A 21,137-nucleotide genomic window follows, 5' to 3' on the forward strand; every position below is an offset into this window, starting at 1 on the left:
TCGCTCTTGCCATTTGGGTATCCCCGAACCGGCCAGGCGATCAAACGCCAATTTTGCCCAAGTCGATTGACAAAAACTCAACTGACAATTCATGATCGGCCAATGGCCCTGCCCTCGCTCAATGGCATGCGCGCTTTCGAGGCCGCCGCGCGTCTCGGCAGCATCAAGGATGCGGCGGAAGAGCTGCATCTGACGCCGTCGGCCGTCAGCCGTCACATCCGCGCGCTCGAGAGGAACCTTGGCCAGGACCTGTTCGAACGCGGCTTTCGCCAGATCACCCCGACCATCAGGGGCTCATATTACGCGCGCAGTCTTTCCGAGGCGTTCGAGGCCATCTGGCGCGCCACCGACGACGTCAGCTTCGTCCATGGCCATGGCAGGACCCAGCGCGTCAGGGTGCTCTGCGTGCCGGCGGTCCTGAACCTTTGGCTGGCGGACCGGCTGCCGAATTTCCGCAAGCTGCACCCGTCGGTGGACCTGGAGATCTCGACGTCCGGCAAGCGGGCCAACTTCGATTTGGCCATCGTCGACGAGTTCGTCTACAAGGCCGGCCCGGCCCTGACGTTGCTGATCCCGCTGGTCCTGACCCCGGTCTGCGCGCCCTCGCTGCTCGAAGGCCCGGTGCCGCTCAGAACACCCGCAGATCTGGTCAATCATCACCTGATCCACGAATGCGAGAGCATGCGCTGGCGGCGCTGGCTGGAGCAGGAAGGCGTTCTGGACACCACGCCGAAATCAAGCACGACGCTCGATGACTGCACCTTGATCATGCGCGAGGTGATAAACGGCGCGGGGATCGCTTTGGCCGACACCATGATGGCGCAGGACCTTCTGCAGCAAGGCAGGCTTGTCGCTCCGTTCAGCGCCCGCCACACCTATCCGGCCGGAATCTACCTGCATCAGCGCCGCAGCATCGGAAACAAGCCCGGCACCGGCATGTTCCAGGACTGGCTGCTCGCCGAGATCGCCGACCATAAGCAAACGATGGGTATCGCGTAGCGCATCCCGGCAAGGTGCCGGCCGAAGCGTCGCGCAAAAAAAGGCGGCGGCCGCCTGGCCACCGCCTTTTCCTTTGTCGACGGCTGCGCTCAACCTTTGATGGTGGCGGTCAGCTCGTCATAGGCCTTGCAGGCTTCGTCGAGCGTCGTCGCGCCCTGATACTTCGTCGTCACGGCCTGCACCTTGGCGGTCAGATCGGCAGCCTTGCTCGGATCCTTGGTGATGGCTTCCTGGAGGGCGGTGGCCATGTCCTGCGCCTTCTTGGCAGCGATTTCCTGCGTGCATTCCGGCCCCTTGGAGCAAGCCGAACCGGCCAGCGCCGCAACACCGACGGCAACGAGCAAAAACTTCTTCATGTCAGTCATCTCCTCAAAAAAGGCAGCCGCCCATCGCCGCTGCCTCCAATGGCCGAAGCCGAACGTGCCATAACCTCTGATTGTGGCGGCGCGCAACGACCGGGCCGTGTCAACTTGTGTAACGCGCTTGCAACAAGCGTTTGCCGCGGAGCCTGTTGCTTCGTAACCTCGTGGATGCCCCTGCTCTTCCAGCCAGTCTCGGCGCCCTTGCCTCTCGCTCCCGGGGCATGCAAGGAGTGCTTCTAATGCATGTCGCACAGAAGTGTGCAGCTTCAGGCGATGCGCTTTTAGAGCAATGGGATGACGACAGGCATGGCAGTTGAGGCGTCGAGCAGCGATCTGGTGCAGGTGGTGGCGCTGCTCGCCGCGGGCGTCGTCGCCGTGCCGATCTTCAAGCGCATGGGGCTGGGCTCGATCCTCGGCTATCTCGCCGCCGGCGTCGTCATCGGCCCGTTCGGGCTGCGCGTCTTTTCCGAATCGGAAGCGATCCTCCACGTCGCAGAGCTCGGCGTCGTCATGTTCCTGTTCATCATCGGCCTGGAGATGCAGCCGTCGCGGCTCTGGGGGCTGCGTCGCGAGATTTTCGGCCTGGGCGCACTGCAGGTCGGCGTCTGCGCGGTGCTTCTGACCCTGGTCGGATTGGCCGGAGGCTTTCCGATCGCGCAGTCCTTCGTCGCCGGCGCCGGCTTCGTGCTGACCTCGACGGCCATCGTCATGCAGTTGCTCGAAGAGCGCGGCGAGATCGCCACACCGAAAGGCCAGCGCATCGTCTCCATCCTCCTGCTCGAAGACCTGACGATCGTGCCGCTGCTCGCGCTGGTGGCGTTCCTCGCGCCTGGCGGCGCCGAGACCAGCCTTTCGGAGCGGCTGACCGAGGTCGGCATCGGCATCGCGGCGATCGTCGGACTGGTCGTGGCCGGCCGTTATTTGCTCAATCCGCTCTTCCGCATCCTGGCCGACGCCCGCGCCCGGGAAGTCATGACCGCCGCCGCGCTGCTCGTGGTGCTGGGGTCGGCCCTGGCCATGCAGCTCTCCGGCCTGTCGATGGCGATGGGCGCCTTCCTCGCCGGCGTGCTCCTGTCGGAATCGACCTTCCGCCACCAGCTCGAAGCCGATATCGAGCCGTTCCGCGGCATCCTGCTCGGCCTGTTCTTCCTCGCCGTCGGCATGTCGCTCGACCTCGGCGTCGTCGCACAGAACTGGCGGCTCGTCGCCGTCTATGTCGTCGCCTACATGATCATGAAAGCGGTCGGCATCTACGCCGTCGCCCGCATTCTGAAAAGCAGCCACCGCGAGGCGCTCGAACGCGCCGTCTTCATGGCGCAGGGCGGCGAGTTCGCCTTCGTGCTTTACTCGTCCGCCGCCGCGGTCGGCATCATCGACGGCCAGGCCAACGCCACGCTGACCGCCATCGTCATCATCTCCATGGTGCTGACGCCCCTGGCGATCATAGCGCTGCGTTACCTCACCCCGCGTGACGAGCAGTCGCTCGATGGCGTCGACATCGCCGACGGCCTCACCGGCAACGTGCTGATCATCGGCTTCGGCCGTTTCGGCCAGATCGCCAGCCAGCCGCTGCTGTTGCGCGGGATGGATGTCTCGATCATCGACAACGAGGTGGAGATGATCCAGGCCGCGGCCGATTTCGGCTTCAAGGTCTATTACGGCGACGGCACAAGGCTGGACATCCTGCATGCGGCCGGCGCAGGGCGGGCCCGAGCGGTGCTGATCTGCGTCGACAAGCCGGACGCCGCCGTGCGCATCGCGCAGCTGATCAAGGCCGAATTCCCTTTGGTCACCATCCTGGCGCGCGCCTTCGACCGCGGCACCGCGCTGCAGCTCGTGCGCGCCGGCGTCGACTATCAGCTGCGCGAGACCTTCGAATCGGCGCTGGTTTTCGGCGGCTCCGCGCTGGAGGCGCTGGGCGTCGATCCCGAAGAAGTCGCCGAAGTCATCGAGGATGTGCGGCGCCGTGACGAAGCGCGCTTCGAGACGCAACTGGCAGAAGGCGTGCGCGCCGGCCAGCGCTTCCTCAAAGGCAATATCGGCACGCCGATCCCGACGCCGCTCACGCAGCCACGCCGCGCCGGCCGGGCGTTGAACCAGGAAACCGCGGTCGTGCTGAACAACGCAGAGACCAAGAACTGAAGGGCAAGGCATGGCAGAACTCGATCCGCGAGCGCTTTCCGTTACGAAATTCTGGCGCGATGCCGGCGAGGACGCCTGGTTCGAGAAGAGCGACGCCTTCGACACGGATTTCCGCAATCGCTTCCTGGAGTTGCACTACGCCGCCGCGCGACGCGAATGCGACGACTGGAACGCTGATGCCGAAGGTTCGCTGGCGCTGATGATCCTGCTCGATCAATTCCCGCGCAACTGCTTCCGCGGCACCGGCCACATGTTCGCGACCGATCCGCTCGCCCGGCATTTTGCCGACAGGGCGATCGCCGCCGGCCATGACCTGGAAATGGAAGAACTGGTTCGCGTCTTTCTCTATTTGCCCTTCGAGCATTCCGAATTGCTCGCGGACCAGCAACGGTCGGTGGAACTCACGACCGCCAAGGCACCTGAATATCTGAAATATGCCGAGGAACACCTGGAGATCATCCGGCGCTTCGGACGCTTTCCGCATCGCAACCGGATGCTTGGCCGCGCGACGACCGCCGATGAGCGGGCATTTTTGGACGAAGGCGGCTTTTCCGGCTAACCAGCAGGCTTTGGAGCAATTCCAGGAAAATCCAAAATCAGCCCAGCCACCATTCGCGGCCGGACGGCAGGCGCTCGATACCCGAAATATCGACGGCGCCGAGCCGTTCCGACACGCTCCTGCCACTGATCGAAAGCCCGGGCGCGATCTCGGCCAGAGGCGCCAGCACGAAGGCGCGCTCCAGCATGCGCGGATGCGGCACTTCGAGCCCGGTCTCGTGGATCACCCGGTCGCCGAACACCAGGATGTCGATGTCGATAAGGCGCGGCCCCCAGCGCTCCTCGCGCACGCGTTTCAATCGCTTCTCGACATCGAGGCAGAGGTCGAGCAGCGCGCGCGGCGAAAGCGCCGTCTCGATCGCGGCGGCGGCGTTGAGGAAATCGGGCTGGTCGAGCTTGCCCCAGGGCGGCGTGCGGTAAAGCGAGGAGACGGCGGTGACGCGCGTCGCGTCGTTGCCGTCCAGCAAACGCAATGCCGCGCCCATGGACTTCGCCGGGTCGCCGAGATTGCCGCCGAGACTGAGATAGACGGCGCTATTCTGGCCAGACAACGGTCACCTCGACATAATCGAGCACGCCCGGCACCGGGGCGTTCGGTTTGCGCACGGTAATCTCGGCCTTCCTGATCTGCGAGAACCGTGCCGTCAGCGCCTTCGCGACCTCCAGCGCCAGCGCCTCGATCAGGAAGCGGCGATGTCCCGTCACGATCTTCTCGATGACCGCGAAGGCGACGCCGTAGTTCACGGTATCCTCGATGGAATCCTCCGTCAGCGGCCGGCTGGGTTCGACCGTCAGTTCGGCATCGACATAGAAACGCTGGCCAAGCGTCTCCTCCTCGTCCAGCACGCCGTGGCGGGCGAAGAAGGCGCAATTCTTCATACGGATGACGTACATGATCAGTGTCCGGGAGGGAGCTCGGTTTCGCGCGCCAGCATAGCATCGGTCACCGCCAGCGCATCCACGTTGATTGCGACATCGTGGACGCGAAACAGCTCGGCTCCTTTCAAGCGCAGGATGACGCTGGTGGCCGCCGTGCCGGCGGCCCGGTCGGCGGGCTCGCGCCCCGTCGCGTTGCCGATGAAGCGCTTGCGCGAGGTTCCCGCCATCAGTGGATAGCCAAGTGCCTGAAGTTCGGAAAACCGCGCCATCAGGTCGAGGTTCTCCTCCGCCGTCTCCTTGGCGAAGCCGAAGCCAGCATCGAGCACGATCTGGCTGTCGGCGACCTTGCCGGCGCGCGCGATCTCCAGCGATCTGCGCAGGAACAGCAACTGGTCCTCGATCACGTCGGGCAGCTTCTGCCGTTCGCGCCCGGTATGCATGATGACCAGCCCGGCGCCGGTCTCGGCGGCGACGCGCGCAATGCCGGGCTCGCGCTGCAGCCCCCAGACGTCGTTGACGATATGGGCGCCGGCGGCGACGCCAAGCCGCGCCGTGTCCTCGCGATAAGTGTCGACCGAGATCAGCGCCTCGCCGGACGCGGCGAGCGCCGCGATGACCGGCAGCACGCGCGCCTGCTCTTCCTCGGCGGAGATCGGGGCAAAACCCGGCCGGGTCGATTCCCCGCCGACATCGATGACGGCTGCGCCCTCTTCCACCATCCGGCGCGCCTGCGCCAGCGCCTTCTCAGGCGCGATGAACAGGCCGCCGTCCGAAAAACTGTCGGGCGTTACGTTGAGGATGCCGACGACGACCGCCTTCGGACCGAGGTCGAGATAGCGTCCATGCGCCAACTGCCATCGCCTTGTCGTCATCATCCATCAACCATGCGTGATCCGCGCGAAATCAATTCCGTTGCGCTGGCGACGGCCCTAAAGCAAGGTGCGTGAAGAGGCAATATGATGAACCGGTCCCTGCTCTGCGCCCTGATGCTCTCGCTCACCGCCATGCCGGCGGGCGCGGCCAATCTGGTGAAGACCTACAGCTATTTCAGTGTCGGCGGCCGCACGCTCGACGACATTCAGAACCAGCTTTCGAAGAACGGCCCCGAGGTGAAGAGCACCGGCTCGCGGCACCCGGGCGCCACGCAGATGGCCTTCACGACCCGCATCAGCTACGCGCAGAGCGCGCAATCCTGCCGTATCGCCGACGCCGCCGTCACCGTGAAGGTCAAGGTGATCCTCCCCGAATGGCGTCGCCCGCGCAAAGCCGATCCCGACGTGAGGCTGTTCTGGGACACGCTATCGGCCGACATCAAGCGGCACGAGGAGCGCCATGTCGAGATCGCCAAGAACCATGCGCGCCTGCTCGAGGATGCGCTGAAAGCCATCCCTGCGCAAAGGACATGCGAAGAGGCAAAGGCCAAGGCCGCCGCGATCCAGGCAGCCGAGCTCGCCAGGCACGATCAGGACCAGGTGCGCTTCGACCGCGTCGAGAGCGTCAATTTCGAAAGCCGTATCCTTCGCCTGATGCGCTACCGGATGCAGCGCGTCGAAGCCGGGCAACTGCCGCCGCCTTGACCTGAGGCAAGCCGTATCCGAGGCCAATTTCGCCCAAGCATGGTGCCAGACCGGGAAAACTTTCGAAGCGCGGTCGAAATCGGCCTATATCGGACGACATATAGCGGGTTCGAAACGCTCGAGCCGCTATCCACGATGAGAAATGACAGGCGCGCCCGGCCAGAGCCGTCTTGGCGCGCCAAGCATCAGCCTTTGAAAGAATGACGCATGGACCAGACCGTCGAGAACCAGGCGATGGCGCCGAAAGCCGCGCCGATGAGCGAGAGCGAGAAGAATACCATCATCGGCGGCGTGCTGTTGTCGATGCTGCTGGCGGCGCTTGACCAGACCATCGTAGCCCCCGCCCTGCCGACGATCGCGCGCGCGCTCGGCCATGCCGAGTACCTGCCATGGATCGTCACCGGCTATCTTTTGACCGCGACGGCGGTGGCGCCCCTCTACGGCAAGATTTCCGATGTCTATGGACGCCGGCCGGTCATCCACGCCGGCATCCTTATCTTCCTGCTCGGGTCGCTGGTCAGCGCCCTCGCGCCCAACATGCTGGTGCTGGTCATCGGCCGCGCCATCCAGGGCGCCGGCGGCGGCGGTCTCTTCGCGCTGGCCCAGACGGTCATCGGCGATCTCGTGCCGCCGCGCGAGCGCGCCCGCTACGCGGCCTGGATCTCCGGCACCTGGGCGGTGGCCAGCGTCGCCGGTCCGCTGCTCGGCGGCGTCTTTGCCGAGCATTTGCACTGGTCGTTGATCTTCTGGATCAACCTGCCGATCGGCATCCTGGCCATGGCCATCGTCAACAACCCGCTGAAGAAGCTGCCGATCGCGGCCAAGCATCACCGCATCGACGGGTTGGGGGCGGTGCTCCTGGTCGTCGCGACAGCGCTGCTGCTGCTGGCGCTCAGCTGGGGCGGCAGCACCTATCCCTGGTTCTCATCGCAGATCCTCGGATTGGTGGCCTGCTCTGCCGCGTTCTGGTTCTTCTTCGCGCTGAGACTGCAGCTGGCGGCCGAGCCTTTGGTCTCGCTCGAAGTGCTGGGCAACCCGATCGTGCTTGCCGGCACACTGTCGATGTTCCTGCTGCAGGCCGCCAATATCGGCGCGTCGGTCTATCTGCCGGTCTATCTGCAATCGGTCGTCGGGCTTTCGGTGAGCGAATCCGGCACGGCGATGCTCGGCCTGCTGCTCGGCACGGTTGCCGGCGCCGCCTTCAGCGGCCGCATGATCCCACGCTTCGTCCACTACAAGCGCATCGCCATGATCGGCATCAGCCTGGCGATCGTCTGCATAGGCGTGCTCAGTGCCATTGCGGGACACGCCTCGCTTCTCGAGGTCGAAATCCTAACGACGCTGATCGGCCTGGGCAGCGGCACGACATTCCCGGTCGCCACGGTCTCGGTCCAGAACGCGGTCGACCGCGCGCATCTCGGCGTCGCGACGGGCGTGCTGACCTTTCTGCGCACGCTGGGCGGCGCGCTGGGCGTCGCCATGCTCGGCGCCGTTGCGCTTGGCTATGGCCTGCCCTTAGCCGCCGAAGGTTCGCAGACGCATATCCCGCTGACATCGGCGATGCCGTTCGTGATGATCTTCCTCACCGCCGGCATCACGCTTGTCCTGACGCTGATCACGCTGGCCCTGATGCCCGAAAAGGAACTGCGCGGCGCCGACGAACACGCCGCGCCCGTGCTCGCGGAGTAGATCGCTTGAAGGTGTGTTGAGATTCAGGTCAGCGCAGGAAGCTGCCGTTCGCAGGCCGGCGTCACTTGAATCTCAATACCCTCAGTCGTGGACGCCGAGCTTCTTCTGCAAGCTCGTCGACGAGGTCGTGTACTGGAAAACGATGCGCTCGCCCGGGCTGACGATGCGCTTGGCTGCCTGGGCCATCAGCGCCGCCTCATGGAAGCCCGACAGGATCAGCTTCAGCTTGCCGGGATACCAGTTGATGTCGCCGACCGCAAAGATCCCCGGGATCGAGGTCTGAAACTTCTCGGTGTCCACCGGAATCAGGTTCTCGTTGAGGTTAAGGCCCCATTCGGCAATCGGCCCGAGCTTCATGGTGAGCCCGAAAAATGGCAGCATGCGGGTGCATGGCACCTCGACGTCGCCGTCCGGGCCGCCCTTGATGGTCGCCGATGCAAGCTGGCCGTCGGCGCCGGCAAGGGCGCTGACCTGACCGACCAGGAATTCAAGCTGCTTCATTTCCTGCATGGCGTACATTTTGTTGACGCTGTCGGGCGCGGCCCGGAATTCCGGGCGGCGATGGATCAGCGTCACGCTTTTGGCGATCGGCTGCAGGTTGAGCGTCCAGTCGAGCGCCGAATCGCCGCCGCCGACGATGACCAGGTCGTGGCCGCGGAATTCCTCCATGCGCCGGACGGAATAAAAGACGCTCTTGCCTTCATAAGCCTCGATGCCCGGAATGGGCGGGCGCTTGGGCTGGAACGAGCCGCCGCCGGCCGCGATCACCACCACCTTGGCCTCGAACAGCTCGCCTTCGTCGGTGGCGACGCGAAAGGTGCCGTCCTCGAGCTTTTCCAGGCTCGACACCATGCGGTTGAAGGTGAATTCAGGCTTGAACGGATGGATCTGTTCCATCAGCTTGTCGACAAGACCCTGGGCCGAGATCGTGGGCCAGCCCGGAATGTCGTAGATCGGCTTCTCCGGGTAGAGCTCCGCGCATTGCCCGCCGGGACGGTCGAGAATGTCGATGAGATGGCACTTCATGTCGAGCAGACCGAGCTCGAACACGGCGAACAGGCCGACCGGCCCTGCCCCGACAATGAGAACGTCCGTTTTGATGGTATCGGTCATACGCTGCGCCCCATTGGGAAATGGTGCGAGACTGCATGAGCGCTGGCCTGCTGCCAAGCAGCCAGCGTGAAAGAAATTGGGAGGTCGGCTTTAACCCTGGCGTTCGGGGACCCGAACAACCAAGCCATCGAGGGCGTCGCGCACCTTGATCTGGCAGGACAGGCGCGAATTCGGCTGGACGTCGTAGGCGAAGTCCAGCATGTCCTCTTCCATCGCCTCCGGTTCGCCGACCTCGGCCGTCCATGCCTCATCGACATAGACATGGCAGGTCGCGCAGGCGCAGGCGCCGCCGCATTCGGCTTCGATGCCGGGCACCGCGTTGCGGATCGCGTTTTCCATGACGGTCGAGCCGTTCTCGGCCTCCACGTCAAATCGGGTCCCGTCATGGGCGATGTAAGTCAGCTTGGTCATTAAAGTCACCTGAGGAGTCGCAGCCGAGATAATCACTCCACCGGACAAGTCAACTGCGGCGCGAAAGCGCCACGAAATGACGTTTTTCAAAAAGGTGGATGCTAGAGCAATTCCAGGAAAAGCGCGGAGCGGTTTTCCGTCCGGAATTGCGTAGAAATTACAGAGCTGGATTGAGCCAGCGATTCCACGAAACGCTGAACCGCTCTAGCGGCTGATGCCGGCGATGAAATCGCGGACTTCCTCGATCAGCGTGCCCAGCCGCTTGAGCGCGCGGAAATCTTCCGGCTGCTTTTCAATGATCGCCGCGCATTCGGCGACCGCAAAGGCGCCAATGCCGCGGGCCGAGCCCTTCAAGCCATGCGCCAGCAGAACCCTTTGCCTGGCGTCGGCGTCGACGATCTGGTCGCGGACGGTGAGCGACTGGTGCACGAACAGCGCCAGCACTTCCCGCTCGAGGTCGCGGTCCCCCATCGTCTGACGAGCCAGATGGCCGAGATCCACAGGTCGGGCTCCAGCCGTTCCGGAGGCGTCACCCCCCGGCATCGAGAACGCAATACCACTTTCGCCACGCATACGCACTGCAACTCCATCAAGCGGGCAGACGAGCCCAAGAAAATAGGCGACTCCAGTCGCCAACGGGTTAACGATTGCAGGGGAAAAATGTTGTCACGGAGGCGGCCGCATCACGCTTGCGTTAACCTTATATTTAAAGTTTTACGTATCGCCCGGAATGCATGTTTTCTTTACCCCAGTGTGTCATTACGATACGAAGGTCCATTTTTCAGCCTCCTGCTCGGGATAGACAAGCCAAAATCGGGCCAGAATCAGGCCAAAATCATAAGTCCCGCGGCAGCTAGTACAGGGTAGCGAAGGCATGGCTAAGAAACCAACGACGACCAAGTCTCTCGACAGCGACGTAGCCGCGGAACTGGAAAAGGCGCTCGACCTTGACCTCAACGGCGACGACGGCGGCCTCGACATGGCGGCGTCGATGGAAGACCTCGAAGCGCAGATTTCAGCGGCGGCCGACGAACTGGCGCGCGAAGGTCGCAGCCAGCGGACGGAGCCGGCAAACAATCCCCAGCCGCCCAAGGCGCCCGCGGCCAAACCAGCCGAATTGCGCCCTGTCGAACCGCGCAACGGACAGCCGGCCGGCTTCACGCCTCCCGCCGGCTTCACCCCCGCCAATGACGACCGCCAGAAGGACTACAAGACGCTGCTGCACAGCCTCAACCGCCGTGCATCGAGCACCGTCTACTGGGTGATCGCCTTTATCTCGCTGGCCTGGATCGCCGGCGCCGGCGGCCTGGCCAACCTGTTGTTCGGCCCCGGCATCTGGAAGATTCGCACCTTCGACCAGTTCTTCGCCCGTCCCGAGCTGATCGGCCTGGCGGTCGCCGCGATCGTTCCCGTCATCCTGTTCTGGGCCTTCGCCACCATGATCCGGCGCGCGCAGGAAATGCGCATCGCCGCGCAATCCATGACCGAGGTCGCCTTCCGCCTGGCGGAGCCGGAAAACCTTGCCCAGGACCGTGTCATGATGATCGGCCAGGCCGTTCGCCGCGAGGTGGCGGCCATGGGCGAAGGCATCGAGCGCACCCTGGCCCGGGCGGTCGAGCTCGAAACGCTTGTCCACGGCGAAGTCAACCAGATCGAACGCTCCTACTCCGAGAACGAAGCCCGCATCCGTTCGCTGGTCGATGGTCTCGGCAGCGAGCGCGAAGCGGTCGTCACGCATGCCGAGCGCGTGCGCGCCTCGATTGCCAGCGCGCACGAGACGCTGCGCGACGAGATCGGCTCGGCCAGCGACATCATCCGCGACTCCATCCTCAACGCGTCGACCAAGCTGTCGATGACGATCAACAATTCCGGCGACACGCTGATCGACCGCATCAATGAAAGCTCGACGTCGATCTTCGATTCCGTGGAATCGCGCCTGGACAACATCACCGACCGGCTTTCGACCTCCGGCGAGGCTTTCGCAAGCCTGCTCGACACCCGTATCGCCAAGCTGACCGACACCACGGACGGCCTGACGCGCTCGCTGACCGACCTGCTCGACGACCGCACCCATGGCATGGTCTCGCTGCTCGGCGGCGCGGCGCGCACCTTGAGCTCGGAATTCGAGGCGAGCCTTAGCGGCATCGAGCGGACGCTGGCCGAACGCGGCCAGGCCCTGATCAGCGAATTCCAGACCCGCGCCGAGGCGCTCGACACCGGCACGCAGAAGCTCAACGCCGCCCTCGAGGCGCGCGCGCGCCAGATCAACGAGACGATGGTGGAGCGCGCGAAGGAAATCGCTCACGCCTTCGCGGAGAGCAAGGACACGCTGTCGTCGATGATCGATCAGGGCAAGACCCAGATCGGCGCCGACATGGCCGACATCATCTCGTCCACCTCCTCCATGCTCGAAGCCCGCGCCACCGACTTCGCCGGCCGCATGGAAGCGGCCCGGCATGTGGTGTCGCGCTCCTTCGATTCCGATATCCAGCGGCTTGCCAATGCCCGTGTCGGCATCGAGGAAGCCGTCGAGAACCACAGCCGCGCGCTCTCCGAAAGCCGCGAACGCATGGCCACGGCCATGCAGGCGGATCTGGCGAAATTCGCCGAGGGCCGCGTGGCGATCGATGCCGCCGTCACCAACCAGGTGCAGAAGCTGGCGGAAGGCCGCGGCCTGATCTCGCGCGCGCTGGAAGAAGACCTGCGCAAGGTCAACGAGTCTCGCGCCGCCATCGATGCGTCGCTGGGTGGCCACCTGGAGCAGCTCGAGGAAGGCCGCAATCGCCTGTCTCAGGCCTTGAACGAAGACTCCGGCAGACTCGTCCAAGCCCGTACGATGATTGATGAAATGGTCGCAGGCCACGTCGGGAAGCTGGCCGAGGGCCGCAACATTCTGGCGCGCGCGCTGGAGGCAGATCTCGGCAAGCTCGCCGACAGCCGCGCTTCGGTCGATGGCCTCGTCGCCGGTCAGGTCGAGAAGATCGCCGAGGGCCGTGCCGTGCTCGCCAAGGCGCTCGAAACCGACATCATCGGCATCAGGAACCTGATCGAGACCCACTCGACCAAGCTCGCCGAGGATCGCGGCGAACTCAGCCGCGCGCTCGAAAACGATCTGAGCGGCATCCGCGGCCTGATCGACAGCCACGCAGGCAAGCTCGCGGACGACCGCGGCCTGCTCTCGCAGACGCTGGAGGCCGACCTCGCCAAGCTCGCCGAAAGCCGAGCCTCGATCGACGGCCTTGTCGCCGGCCAGGTCGAGAAGCTCGCCGAAGGCCGCGATATCCTCAAGCGCGCGCTGGAGGCGGACCTCAACACCATCAAGGGTGCCATTGCGGGACACTCGGACAAGGTGCTGGAGGATCGCGCCCAGCTCTCGAAAGCGCTCGACGCCGACCTCCAGACGGTCAGCGGCGCCATCGCCGATCACCAGAACAGGCTCGCGCAGGATCGCTCGACTTTGTCGAGGGCCTTGCAGGATGACCTCCAGAATGTAAGCGGCGCTATCGCCGACCATCAGAATAGGCTCGTCCAGGACCGTTCGGTGCTGTCGAAGTCGTTGGAGGACGATCTCGCCAAGCTGGCCGAAAGCCGCTCCAGCATCGATGGGCTGGTCGCCGGCCAGGTCGAGAAGCTCGCCGAGGGCCGCGATATCCTCAAGCGCGCGCTGGAGGCCGACCTCAACACCATCCAGGGCGCGATCGTCGATCATTCGCAGAAGATCACCGGCCACCGCGCCGAGCTTTCGCGTGCGCTTGACGCCGATATGGCCAATGCCAACGGCCTCATGCAGACCCATGCCGACCAGCTGTTGCAGAACCGCGCCACGCTGTCCAAGGCGCTCGAGGACGATCTTGCCAAGCTCGCCGAGAGCCGCTCCGGCATCGACGGCCTGGTGTCTGGCCAGGTCGAGAAGCTCGCGGAAGGCCGCGACATCCTCAAGCGCGCGCTGGAAGCCGACCTCGCCAAGCTCGCCGAAAGCCGTTCCGGCATCGACGGCCTTGTCGCCGGCCAGGTCGAGAAGCTCGCCGAGGGCCGCGACGTGCTCACGCGTGCTCTTGAAGCCGACCTCGCCAAGCTTGCCGAAAGCCGTTCAGGCATCGACGGGCTGGTCGCCGGCCAGGTCGAGAAGCTCGCCGAAGGCCGCGATATCCTCAGGCGCGCCCTCGAAGCCGACCTCCAGAAGCTGACCGAGAGCCGCTCGGAGATCGACGACGTCATCGCCGGCCATGTCGGCAAGCTGTCCGAGGGCCGCAACATGCTTGCCAAGGCCCTGGAGGACGATCTCGTCAAGCTCGCCGACGCGCGCAAGGACGTCGATCGTTCGGTTTCCGGGCATATCGACCAGATCGCCGCCAGGAGCACCGACATCTCGGCGGCGATTGCCGCCGACGTCGAGAAGATCGAGCAGGCCTTCAGCCGGCAGACCGGTGTGATCGAAGAACGCGCCGGCACCATGGAACGTGCGCTGTCGACAGGTGTCGACAATGTCCGCGGCGTGTTGGAGAAGACCGCGGTCTTCGTCGCTGGCGCGCTGCGCGACAAGGTCATGGAGGTCACCAGCACGCTGCACGAGCAGGCGGGTGCTGCCTTCAGCGACGCCGATCGCAAGATCGCCGAACGGGCCGAGCAGACGTCCGCCGCGCTGCTTTCCAGGGCCGAGGACATTGCCCAGGCCTTCGAGGCAGCGGACCGCCGCCTGCACGAGCGTGCCCAGGATACGTCCAACATGCTGATGGCGCGCGCCGACGATGCGTCCAACGCGATGATGGCCCGCGTCGAGGAAACCGCCGACAAGCTGGCCACGCGCGCCGGCGAGATCGCCAACACCTTCGACACAGCCGACCAGAAGCTGGTTGCCCGCGCCGTCGAAACGGCGCAGTCGTTGGCCGCCCGCGCCGGAGACATCCTGCGTAACTTCGAGGGTGCCGACGAGCGGCTGTCGGTACGCATCACGGAATCGGCCGAAGCGCTGGCCGCCCGCGCCTCCGATCTCGGCCGCATCTTCGACGGCGCCGACCAGCAGCTTATGTCGCGCATCGCCGAGGGTTCGGAAGCGCTTTCGGCCCGCGCCGGCGAAATCGGCCGCATCTTCGACGACGCCGACAACCGCTTGGTGTCGCGCATCGCCTCGAGCACCTCGACCATCGGCGAGCATGCCGACACGATCGTCGGCGCCTTCACCGCCACCGAGCAGCGTGTCGCCGACCGTGCCCGCCAGACCGGTCAGGAGCTTGCCGTGCATGCCCGCGAGATCGAGCAGGCGCTGGCCGGCGCCGACGAGCGGCTTGCTGCAAGTGCCACGGCCGCCGCCGCACGCGTGGAGGACCAGGTCGCGAGCGTGGAAAACCGCCTAGCCTACACCGCCGAGACCATGGGCCAGAAGCTCAACGAGCAGGTCTCCAGCGCCGAGGCCCAGCTCATCTCGCGCGCCAATGTCATCGCGGAGACCTTCACGGCGGTCGGCCAGCATATCGGCCAGAGCACCAATGAGGCCGCGCGCACGATCGGCGCCAACACCCGCGAGCTCAACACCATGCTTGCGGCACGTTCGGCCGAGATGGCGAAAATCCTCGACGAGACGGCCAAGCCGCTGGTCGAGCGCTTCGCCCAGGGCGGCTCGGAATTGCAGCGCAGCATGGAAGAGGTCACCGAACGGGCGGCCGAGAAGCTGCGCAGCGAAAACACCAACCTCGTCAACGCCCTGGCCAGCCGCACGGCCGAGACGCTGTCGGCCGTCGAAGGCGCCCGCTCGTCGCTCGCCGACAGCGTGGCCGATCTCATCGGCCGCATGACGACCTCCAGCGCGCAGCTCGGCCAGTTGATCGAGCAGGCAGCCGTCAACCTCGGCCAGGTCGAGGAGCGGCTCTCGGGCAGCACGCAGAGCTTCGCCACGACCACGGAGAAGGCCGCCCAGACCTTCGCCAGCTCGGCGCGTCTCGTCGATTCCAACACGACGCGGCTCACCGACCTGTCCTCGGCGACGCTGCGCGAGGTGGCTTCGATCGCGACCAAGTTCGACGAACACAGCCGGCTGCTGTCCAGCGCCTCTAACCTGCTCAGCTCCGCGCAGAGCAATCTCGAACACACGCTGGAGCGTCAGTCCTCGCTGGAAGACCTCGCCGTCGGCCTGGTCAAGAAGTCGGAAGACCTCGAGAAGGTGATGCGCTCCTTCGAAAGCCTCGTAGGCCAGACGATGCAGACCGCGGAGGGCCGCACGATGGAATCGGCGGAAAAGATCCGCACCGCCATCGCCGAGGTCGTCGATTCGGCGACGCGTCGCTTTGCCGACGCCACCGAGGAGATGCGCCGCACGGCGGGCTCGATCAAGAGCGAGCTCGACCTGACCCGCGCCGAACTGAAGAAGGGCGTCATCGAGATGCCGGAAGAGGCCAAGGAATCCACCTCGGCCATCCGTCGCGCTGTCGCCGAACAGATCAATGCGCTCAAGGAACTCTCGGATATCGTTGCGAAATCCGGCCGCAGCGGCAGCAGCGAACAGGGCGAACCACGCGGTCTGCGCCCTGCTCCGCAGGCACCGGCCCGCGCCGCCGAGCCGCCGCTGCGCCGTCCGCCGGCCCCGCAGCCGCAGCCTCAGCCGCAACCAACGGCTCGCGCTCCACAGGCGCCGCTAGCCGAGACCACTTTGCGCGGCACGCTCGACCTGGAGCGTCCCGCCGAAGCGCCGCGCCGCGACCCGAACGGCAAGCCGCCGCAGGGCGGCTGGGTGCGCGACCTTCTGACCAACGCCTCGCGCGAGGAAGAGCTGCGGCCCGCAGCGCCGGCGGAAGCGCCGCGCGCGACCCCTGCCCAGCGCTCGCCGCTGCATGTCATGGAGTCGCTCAACTCGCTCTCCGTCGACATCGCCCGGGCCATCGACCATGACGCTTCGATCGAGCTGTGGAACCGCTACCGGCGCGGCGAGCGCGACGTCTTTACGCGTCGCCTCTACACGCTGAAGGGTCAGCAGACCTTCGACGAGATCCGCCGCAAGTACCAGGCCGAGGTGGAATTCCGCACCGCGGTCGATCGCTACTGCGAGGATTTCGAGAAGCTGCTCAAGGATGTTTCGCGCAACGACCGCGACAACATCATGGCGCAGACCTATCTGACGTCCGACACCGGCAAGGTCTACACCATGCTGGCCCACGCCAGCGGCCGGTTGCACTGAGGTCGCGCCAAGCAGGTCGGAACGAAAAAGGCGGGCCTCGGCCCGCCTTTTTCATGTCCATGATCGATTTGCCGGCTTGGCCGACGCGCTCAGATTCTCAGATCGTCGAATCCGTCCAGCGGACGATGTCCTTCGCCGCCTGGCCAAAGGCGTTGTCCAGCGCGCCGACGTAAGCCGCATTTCCGCCGCCGGAGACCGGAGCGCTCGCGGTGAAGTTCTTCGAGGCGCGCACCTCGCCATTGCGGTCGTTGAGGATGCGCACGAACAGGTCGACATCGGCATGCTCGCCGCCATCGACGCGCACCTCGAAGGAGCGCACCTCGACGATGATCTGGTAGTCGATCGCCAGCCCCTCGCCCGGCTTGCCGACGCCGGCGAAGCTGCCGGAGCGCTGGAAGGTTTCGGCTAGCCTCGCCTGTACGATCAGCGGCAACCGGTCCGCCCACTGCGCGCCCTTGAGGAACTGGATCGACCGGTCGGAGGGCCTGATGACGATGTTCTGGCTGTCCAGTGCCTTGAGCGCCGACGGCTGGGCGATCAGGATCTGGCGACGGCTGCGGGCGCGCATGTCGACCGACGGGGCCGACAATTCAAACGTGTCGAGCGGCGCCGGCTTGCCCCCAAGGGCAGCGCAGCCGGCAACCGAAAGCACCAGCAACGCTGCCGCGGACAATCTCAAACGACCCGCTACCACCCTGACCGACTTCACGCGTGATCCCCGTTGTCCCCGGATCTTACGATCAACCCGCATTTGCGATCCATTTTCTTGGCGGTCGCGGCAGCCGAAGTCAACGCCGTGTCCTTCCATCGAACTGTCGGACCTCGCCGTCGCCGCCGGACAGAATGCGCTGCGGATTGCGGCTGAGGTCGGTCACCGCTTCCTCGATGCGGTTGATCGAGCGCCGGCTGTCCTGCACAAGCGCCTCGACGTTTTGCAGGCCCTGGCCGGAGAAACGCGCCAGATTGTCGGTGATGGTACCGAGTCGCGCATTCAGCGTGTCGGCCACCTGCTTGAAGGATTTCAGCGTCGCCCTGGCATCGGCCATCACGCCGTCGGCCTCGCCGGAACCGAGGATCTTGTCGACCTTGGCCAGGATGCCGTCGACGCGCACAGAGGCATCGTTGAGCCGTTGCGCGAGCTGGCGGGCGTCCTTGATGGTCTGGTCGATATCGTCGGAACGGTTGGCGATCTTGTCGGTGACCTTGGCGATGTCGGAGGCCGCCTTGTCGGCGCTGGCGCTGGCCTTCTGGATGTTCGCCAAGGCGGCCTTGACGTCGGCCGGGTCGATGCCGTCGAGCACGCCGTTGACCTTGGCCAACGTGCCTTGCGTCTGCTTGGCGAAATCGTTGATCGAGCCGACCGCCGTGTTGACGTTGCCGATGACTGTATCGAACTGCTTCGACGTCTCCTTCAGGTTCGCCGTCACCGTATCGACATTGGCCACGATGCTCTTGATCTGGTCCTTGTCGACGGAATTGAGCAGGCCTTCGGCGGCCTTCAGCGTGCTGTCGAGGCGGCCCGAGACATTCTTCAGCTGATCGGAAAGCGAGCTCACCGCCGTCAGGAACTTGTCGATGCCGTCGGAATTCTTGGCCAGCGCGTCCGAGAAGGTCTCGACATTCTTGACCGTCTGCGTCAGCGGGCCGCGAACGTCCCTGGTGAAGCCTTCGAGCTCGCTCAGCACCTTGTCGGCGCGGGTGAAGATGTTCTGCGCCGTTTGCAACAGGTTGGTGACCGCCGACGGATTGGCGGTTATCTCGGGGATCCTGCCCTCCTTCTCCGCCTCGTCGAGCAGCTTCACTTCCTTGGGGTCGGCGCCCCGCAGTTCGATATTGGCTTGGCCGGTCAGGCCGGCGAGGCCGATATCGGCCTGCGTCGACTTGGTGATCGGCGTCATGCGGTCGATCTCGGTGTCGGCGATGGCCACCGTCGGATTGTCGACGTCGATGTAAACCCGTTTGACGTCACCGACCTTGACGCCGTTGAACAGCACGAAGCTGCCGCGGCCGAGACCTGAGGCCGAACCCGGAATGCGCACGCGCAGCATTGTCGTCTCGCCTCTGTCGCCGATCGCCGCGGTCCAATAGACGAAGGCGAAGGCCGCCAGGATCGCACCTAGCGTGAAGATGCCGACAATTACGTAGTTGGCTCTTGTTTCCATCGCCCCACTTATGGCTATGCGCGCGCCGCAAGATCAAGTTGCCGGGCGCGTTTTCCGCGGAAATAGGATTTCACCCACGGCTCCTCGCTTTTCAGCATGTCGTCGATCGTGCCTTCGACCAGTACCTTCTTCTTGCCGAGCACCGCGACGTGGTCGCAAGCGGTGAACAGCGTGTCGAGGTCGTGCGTGACCATGTAGACCGTCAGGTCCATCGTGTCGCGCAGCTTGACGACAAGCTCGTCGAATTCGGCCGCGCTGATCGGATCGAGCCCCGATGTCGGCTCGTCGAGAAAGACGATGTCCGGATCGAGCGCCAAGGCGCGCGCCAGCGCCGCGCGCTTGATCATGCCGCCGGACAGCTCGGAGGGGAATTTCTGCGCGGCGTCGGCCGGCAATCCGACCAGCTCGATCTTGAGCATGGCGAGCTCGTCCATCAGCGCCCTGGGCAGGTCGAGATACTCACGCATCGGCACCTGGACGTTTTCCAGCACCGTCAGCGCCGAAAACAGCGCGCCGTGCTGGAAAAGAACGCCGAGCCGCATGTCGATGCGCAGGCGGTCGGTGTCGCTTGCCTTGTCGACGTCGATGCCGAACAGGCTGATCGTTCCCGATTGCTTCGGCATCAATCCCAATATGGTGCGCAGCAGCACCGATTTGCCGGCGCCCGAAGCGCCGACGAAGCCGAGGATTTCCCCGCGCTTGATGTCGAGCGAAAGCTTGTCGAGGATCAGCTTGTCCTCGATCGCGACGGTGACGTCGCGAACCGAAAGCACGATTTCGTCGTCGTTCGCGTCCTGCGCTGCCGTGGCGCCGTTGCCGTTCGCCATCTCAGAACCCGATCGCTGCGTAGAACATGGCGAAAAGCCCATCGAGGATGATGACGATGAAGATCGACTTCACCACCGACGCGGTGACGTGCAGGCCGAGCGATTCGGCGCTGCCGCCGACCTTCATGCCCTCGACCGACGCGATGATGCCGATGATCAGGGCCATGAACGGCGCCTTGATCAGACCGGCAAAGATGGTGCTGAGATCGATGGCGACACGCAGCCTGTCGATGAACGCGGCCGGCGGGATGTCGGAATAGAGCCAGGCGGCGACGATGCCGCCGGCAAGTGCTGCAAAATTGGCGATGATGGTAAGGCATGGCAGCCCGATCACCAGCGCGACGAGCCGCGGAAAGACGAGCACGCCGATCGGATTGAGGCCAATCACCTTCAGCGCGTCGACCTCCTCGCGCATCTTCATCGAACCGATCTCGGCGGTGATGGCGCTGCCCGAACGTCCGGCAAGCATGATCGCCGTCATCAGCACCCCGAGCTCGCGCAGGATCAGCACGCCGACCAGGTCGACGACGAAGATGTTGGCGCCGAAATAGCTGAGCTGGTAGGCGCCCTGCTGGGCGACGATGGCGCCGACAATGGCCGACATCAGCACCACGACCGGTATCGCGCCTACGCCCATGCGGTCGATCTGGTTGAAGATCGCGGCCAGGTTGACCGCATGGCCACGGCCGAGCTTCATCTGCGCGCCACGGATCGTGGCGCCGAGGATGTTCATCGAGGCGAAGAAATCGTCGCGCATCTCATAGACCCGCCGGCCAACCAGCTCCAGCGCGCGCAGGACGATGTTGGGCGGCCCGGACGGGCCCGATTCGGGCTCGCGGCGGACCGCGTCGCCGACCGCGCCGAGCAGGATCGAGGCGATCTCGCTCTGCCCCTGCAAATGGACCTCGACGCCTTTCTTCTCGAAGGCGCTGGCCAGCCGGTCGATCAGCCAGGCGCCGGCCGTATCCATCTTCTCGATGTGGGAAAGGTCGAGCATCAGCTGTTTCGCGCCGCTTTTCTGCTCGATCTTGCGCATGTCGGCATCGACCAGCGCGACGGTGCGCGTCGTCCATACACCGGAAAAGGCACAGCCCAGCACGCCGCCTTCCTCGCCCACGGCGACGCGCGGCCGGTGCTCGGCGTCCTTGGCGGCCTCGCCGCTTGCGTCGCGTTTGCGGATGGTCAACATGGCGTCCTGTTTAGCGTGACGGGACTGGCGTGTCGATTTGCCGGCAGACCGGTGTCGCTCA

At 65.0% G+C, this 21,137-nt stretch carries 17 protein-coding genes; 6 read left to right on the forward strand and 11 right to left on the reverse strand.

Annotation, left to right across the window (positions count from 1 at the left end; translation table 11 throughout):
- Nucleotides 1-102 precede the first annotated feature (102 nt).
- Complete coding sequence (locus FJ471_RS20820; RefSeq protein WP_140806628.1) at nucleotides 103-999, forward strand: LysR substrate-binding domain-containing protein; 897 nt, start codon at nucleotides 103-105, stop codon at nucleotides 997-999.
- An 89-nt stretch (nucleotides 1,000-1,088) separates the two neighbouring features.
- Here FJ471_RS20820 and FJ471_RS20825 read toward each other — a convergent pair whose 3' ends face one another.
- A complete protein-coding gene (locus tag FJ471_RS20825; RefSeq protein ID WP_140806629.1) occupies nucleotides 1,089-1,355 on the reverse strand; it encodes a hypothetical protein in 267 nt (88 codons plus the stop codon).
- A 312-nt stretch (nucleotides 1,356-1,667) separates the two neighbouring features.
- Between FJ471_RS20825 and FJ471_RS20830 the strand changes: the two genes are divergently transcribed.
- Complete coding sequence (locus tag FJ471_RS20830; protein WP_140806630.1) at nucleotides 1,668-3,503, forward strand: monovalent cation:proton antiporter-2 (CPA2) family protein; 1,836 nt, start codon at nucleotides 1,668-1,670, stop codon at nucleotides 3,501-3,503.
- 10 nt (nucleotides 3,504-3,513) lie between these two features.
- Complete coding sequence (locus FJ471_RS20835; RefSeq protein ID WP_140806631.1) at nucleotides 3,514-4,062, forward strand: DUF924 family protein; 549 nt, start codon at nucleotides 3,514-3,516, stop codon at nucleotides 4,060-4,062.
- A 37-nt stretch (nucleotides 4,063-4,099) separates the two neighbouring features.
- Here the strand turns inward: FJ471_RS20835 and folK are convergent, their stop codons facing one another.
- Genes folK through folP form a run of 3 tightly spaced genes read right to left on the reverse strand, consistent with a single transcriptional unit; the run spans nucleotide 4,100 to nucleotide 5,812 of the window.
- The gene (gene folK, locus FJ471_RS20840; RefSeq protein ID WP_140806632.1) at nucleotides 4,100-4,612 is read right to left on the reverse strand and encodes a 2-amino-4-hydroxy-6-hydroxymethyldihydropteridine diphosphokinase; all 513 of its coding nucleotides are present in this window, start codon (nucleotides 4,610-4,612) and stop codon (nucleotides 4,100-4,102) included.
- Entirely contained in the window at nucleotides 4,596-4,955 is a 360-nt protein-coding gene (gene folB, locus FJ471_RS20845; protein WP_140642958.1) for a dihydroneopterin aldolase, read from the reverse strand. Before folB ends, folK begins: the two co-directional genes overlap by 17 nt.
- Nucleotides 4,956-4,957: 2 nt before the next feature.
- Nucleotides 4,958-5,812: a dihydropteroate synthase gene (gene folP / locus FJ471_RS20850; protein ID WP_140806633.1), complete on the reverse strand. Its 855-nt coding sequence runs from the start codon at nucleotides 5,810-5,812 to the stop codon at nucleotides 4,958-4,960.
- An 84-nt stretch (nucleotides 5,813-5,896) separates the two neighbouring features.
- On the opposite strand from folP, the gene FJ471_RS20855 reads away from it, so the two are divergent.
- Both FJ471_RS20855 and FJ471_RS20860 read left to right on the forward strand, forming a co-directional pair.
- Nucleotides 5,897-6,517, forward strand: coding sequence for a DUF922 domain-containing protein (locus FJ471_RS20855; RefSeq protein ID WP_140806634.1), 621 nt, complete (start codon nucleotides 5,897-5,899; stop codon nucleotides 6,515-6,517).
- Between the two features lie 207 nt (nucleotides 6,518-6,724).
- Nucleotides 6,725-8,206 carry an MDR family MFS transporter gene (locus FJ471_RS20860; RefSeq protein ID WP_140806635.1) on the forward strand — a complete coding sequence of 494 codons (1,482 nt, stop codon included), beginning with the start codon at nucleotides 6,725-6,727 and terminating at the stop codon, nucleotides 8,204-8,206.
- 81 nt (nucleotides 8,207-8,287) lie between these two features.
- Here the strand turns inward: FJ471_RS20860 and FJ471_RS20865 are convergent, their stop codons facing one another.
- From FJ471_RS20865 to FJ471_RS20875, 3 genes are all read right to left on the reverse strand, one after another.
- Nucleotides 8,288-9,319 (reverse strand): NAD(P)/FAD-dependent oxidoreductase, encoded by a 1,032-nt coding sequence (locus FJ471_RS20865; RefSeq protein ID WP_140806636.1) that lies wholly within the window; start codon nucleotides 9,317-9,319, stop codon nucleotides 8,288-8,290.
- A 90-nt stretch (nucleotides 9,320-9,409) separates the two neighbouring features.
- Entirely contained in the window at nucleotides 9,410-9,730 is a 321-nt protein-coding gene (locus FJ471_RS20870; protein WP_042647743.1) for a 2Fe-2S iron-sulfur cluster-binding protein, read from the reverse strand.
- A 204-nt stretch (nucleotides 9,731-9,934) separates the two neighbouring features.
- Entirely contained in the window at nucleotides 9,935-10,303 is a 369-nt protein-coding gene (locus FJ471_RS20875; protein WP_140806637.1) for an Hpt domain-containing protein, read from the reverse strand.
- A 301-nt stretch (nucleotides 10,304-10,604) separates the two neighbouring features.
- Here FJ471_RS20875 and FJ471_RS20880 point away from each other — a divergent pair, with 301 nt between their 5' ends.
- Nucleotides 10,605-16,898: a kinesin gene (locus FJ471_RS20880; protein WP_140806638.1), complete on the forward strand. Its 6,294-nt coding sequence runs from the start codon at nucleotides 10,605-10,607 to the stop codon at nucleotides 16,896-16,898.
- A 97-nt stretch (nucleotides 16,899-16,995) separates the two neighbouring features.
- Here the strand turns inward: FJ471_RS20880 and FJ471_RS20885 are convergent, their stop codons facing one another.
- From FJ471_RS20885 to FJ471_RS20900, 4 genes are read right to left on the reverse strand one after another with little or no spacing between them, the layout of a single operon-like run.
- Nucleotides 16,996-17,649 (reverse strand): ABC-type transport auxiliary lipoprotein family protein, encoded by a 654-nt coding sequence (locus FJ471_RS20885; protein ID WP_181179613.1) that lies wholly within the window; start codon nucleotides 17,647-17,649, stop codon nucleotides 16,996-16,998.
- 37 nt (nucleotides 17,650-17,686) lie between these two features.
- Nucleotides 17,687-19,060 (reverse strand): MlaD family protein, encoded by a 1,374-nt coding sequence (locus tag FJ471_RS20890; protein ID WP_140806640.1) that lies wholly within the window; start codon nucleotides 19,058-19,060, stop codon nucleotides 17,687-17,689.
- Between the two features lie 14 nt (nucleotides 19,061-19,074).
- Nucleotides 19,075-19,887 (reverse strand): ABC transporter ATP-binding protein, encoded by an 813-nt coding sequence (locus FJ471_RS20895; protein ID WP_140806641.1) that lies wholly within the window; start codon nucleotides 19,885-19,887, stop codon nucleotides 19,075-19,077.
- Between the two features lies 1 nt (nucleotide 19,888).
- On the reverse strand, nucleotides 19,889-21,076 hold the full coding sequence (locus FJ471_RS20900; protein WP_140806642.1) for an ABC transporter permease: 1,188 nt from the start codon (nucleotides 21,074-21,076) through the stop codon (nucleotides 19,889-19,891).
- Nucleotides 21,077-21,137 lie beyond the last annotated feature (61 nt).

The sequence above is a fragment of the Mesorhizobium sp. B2-7-1 genome (genome assembly GCF_006440735.1).
In the GTDB taxonomy this organism is placed as follows: Bacteria; Pseudomonadota; Alphaproteobacteria; order Rhizobiales; family Rhizobiaceae; genus Mesorhizobium.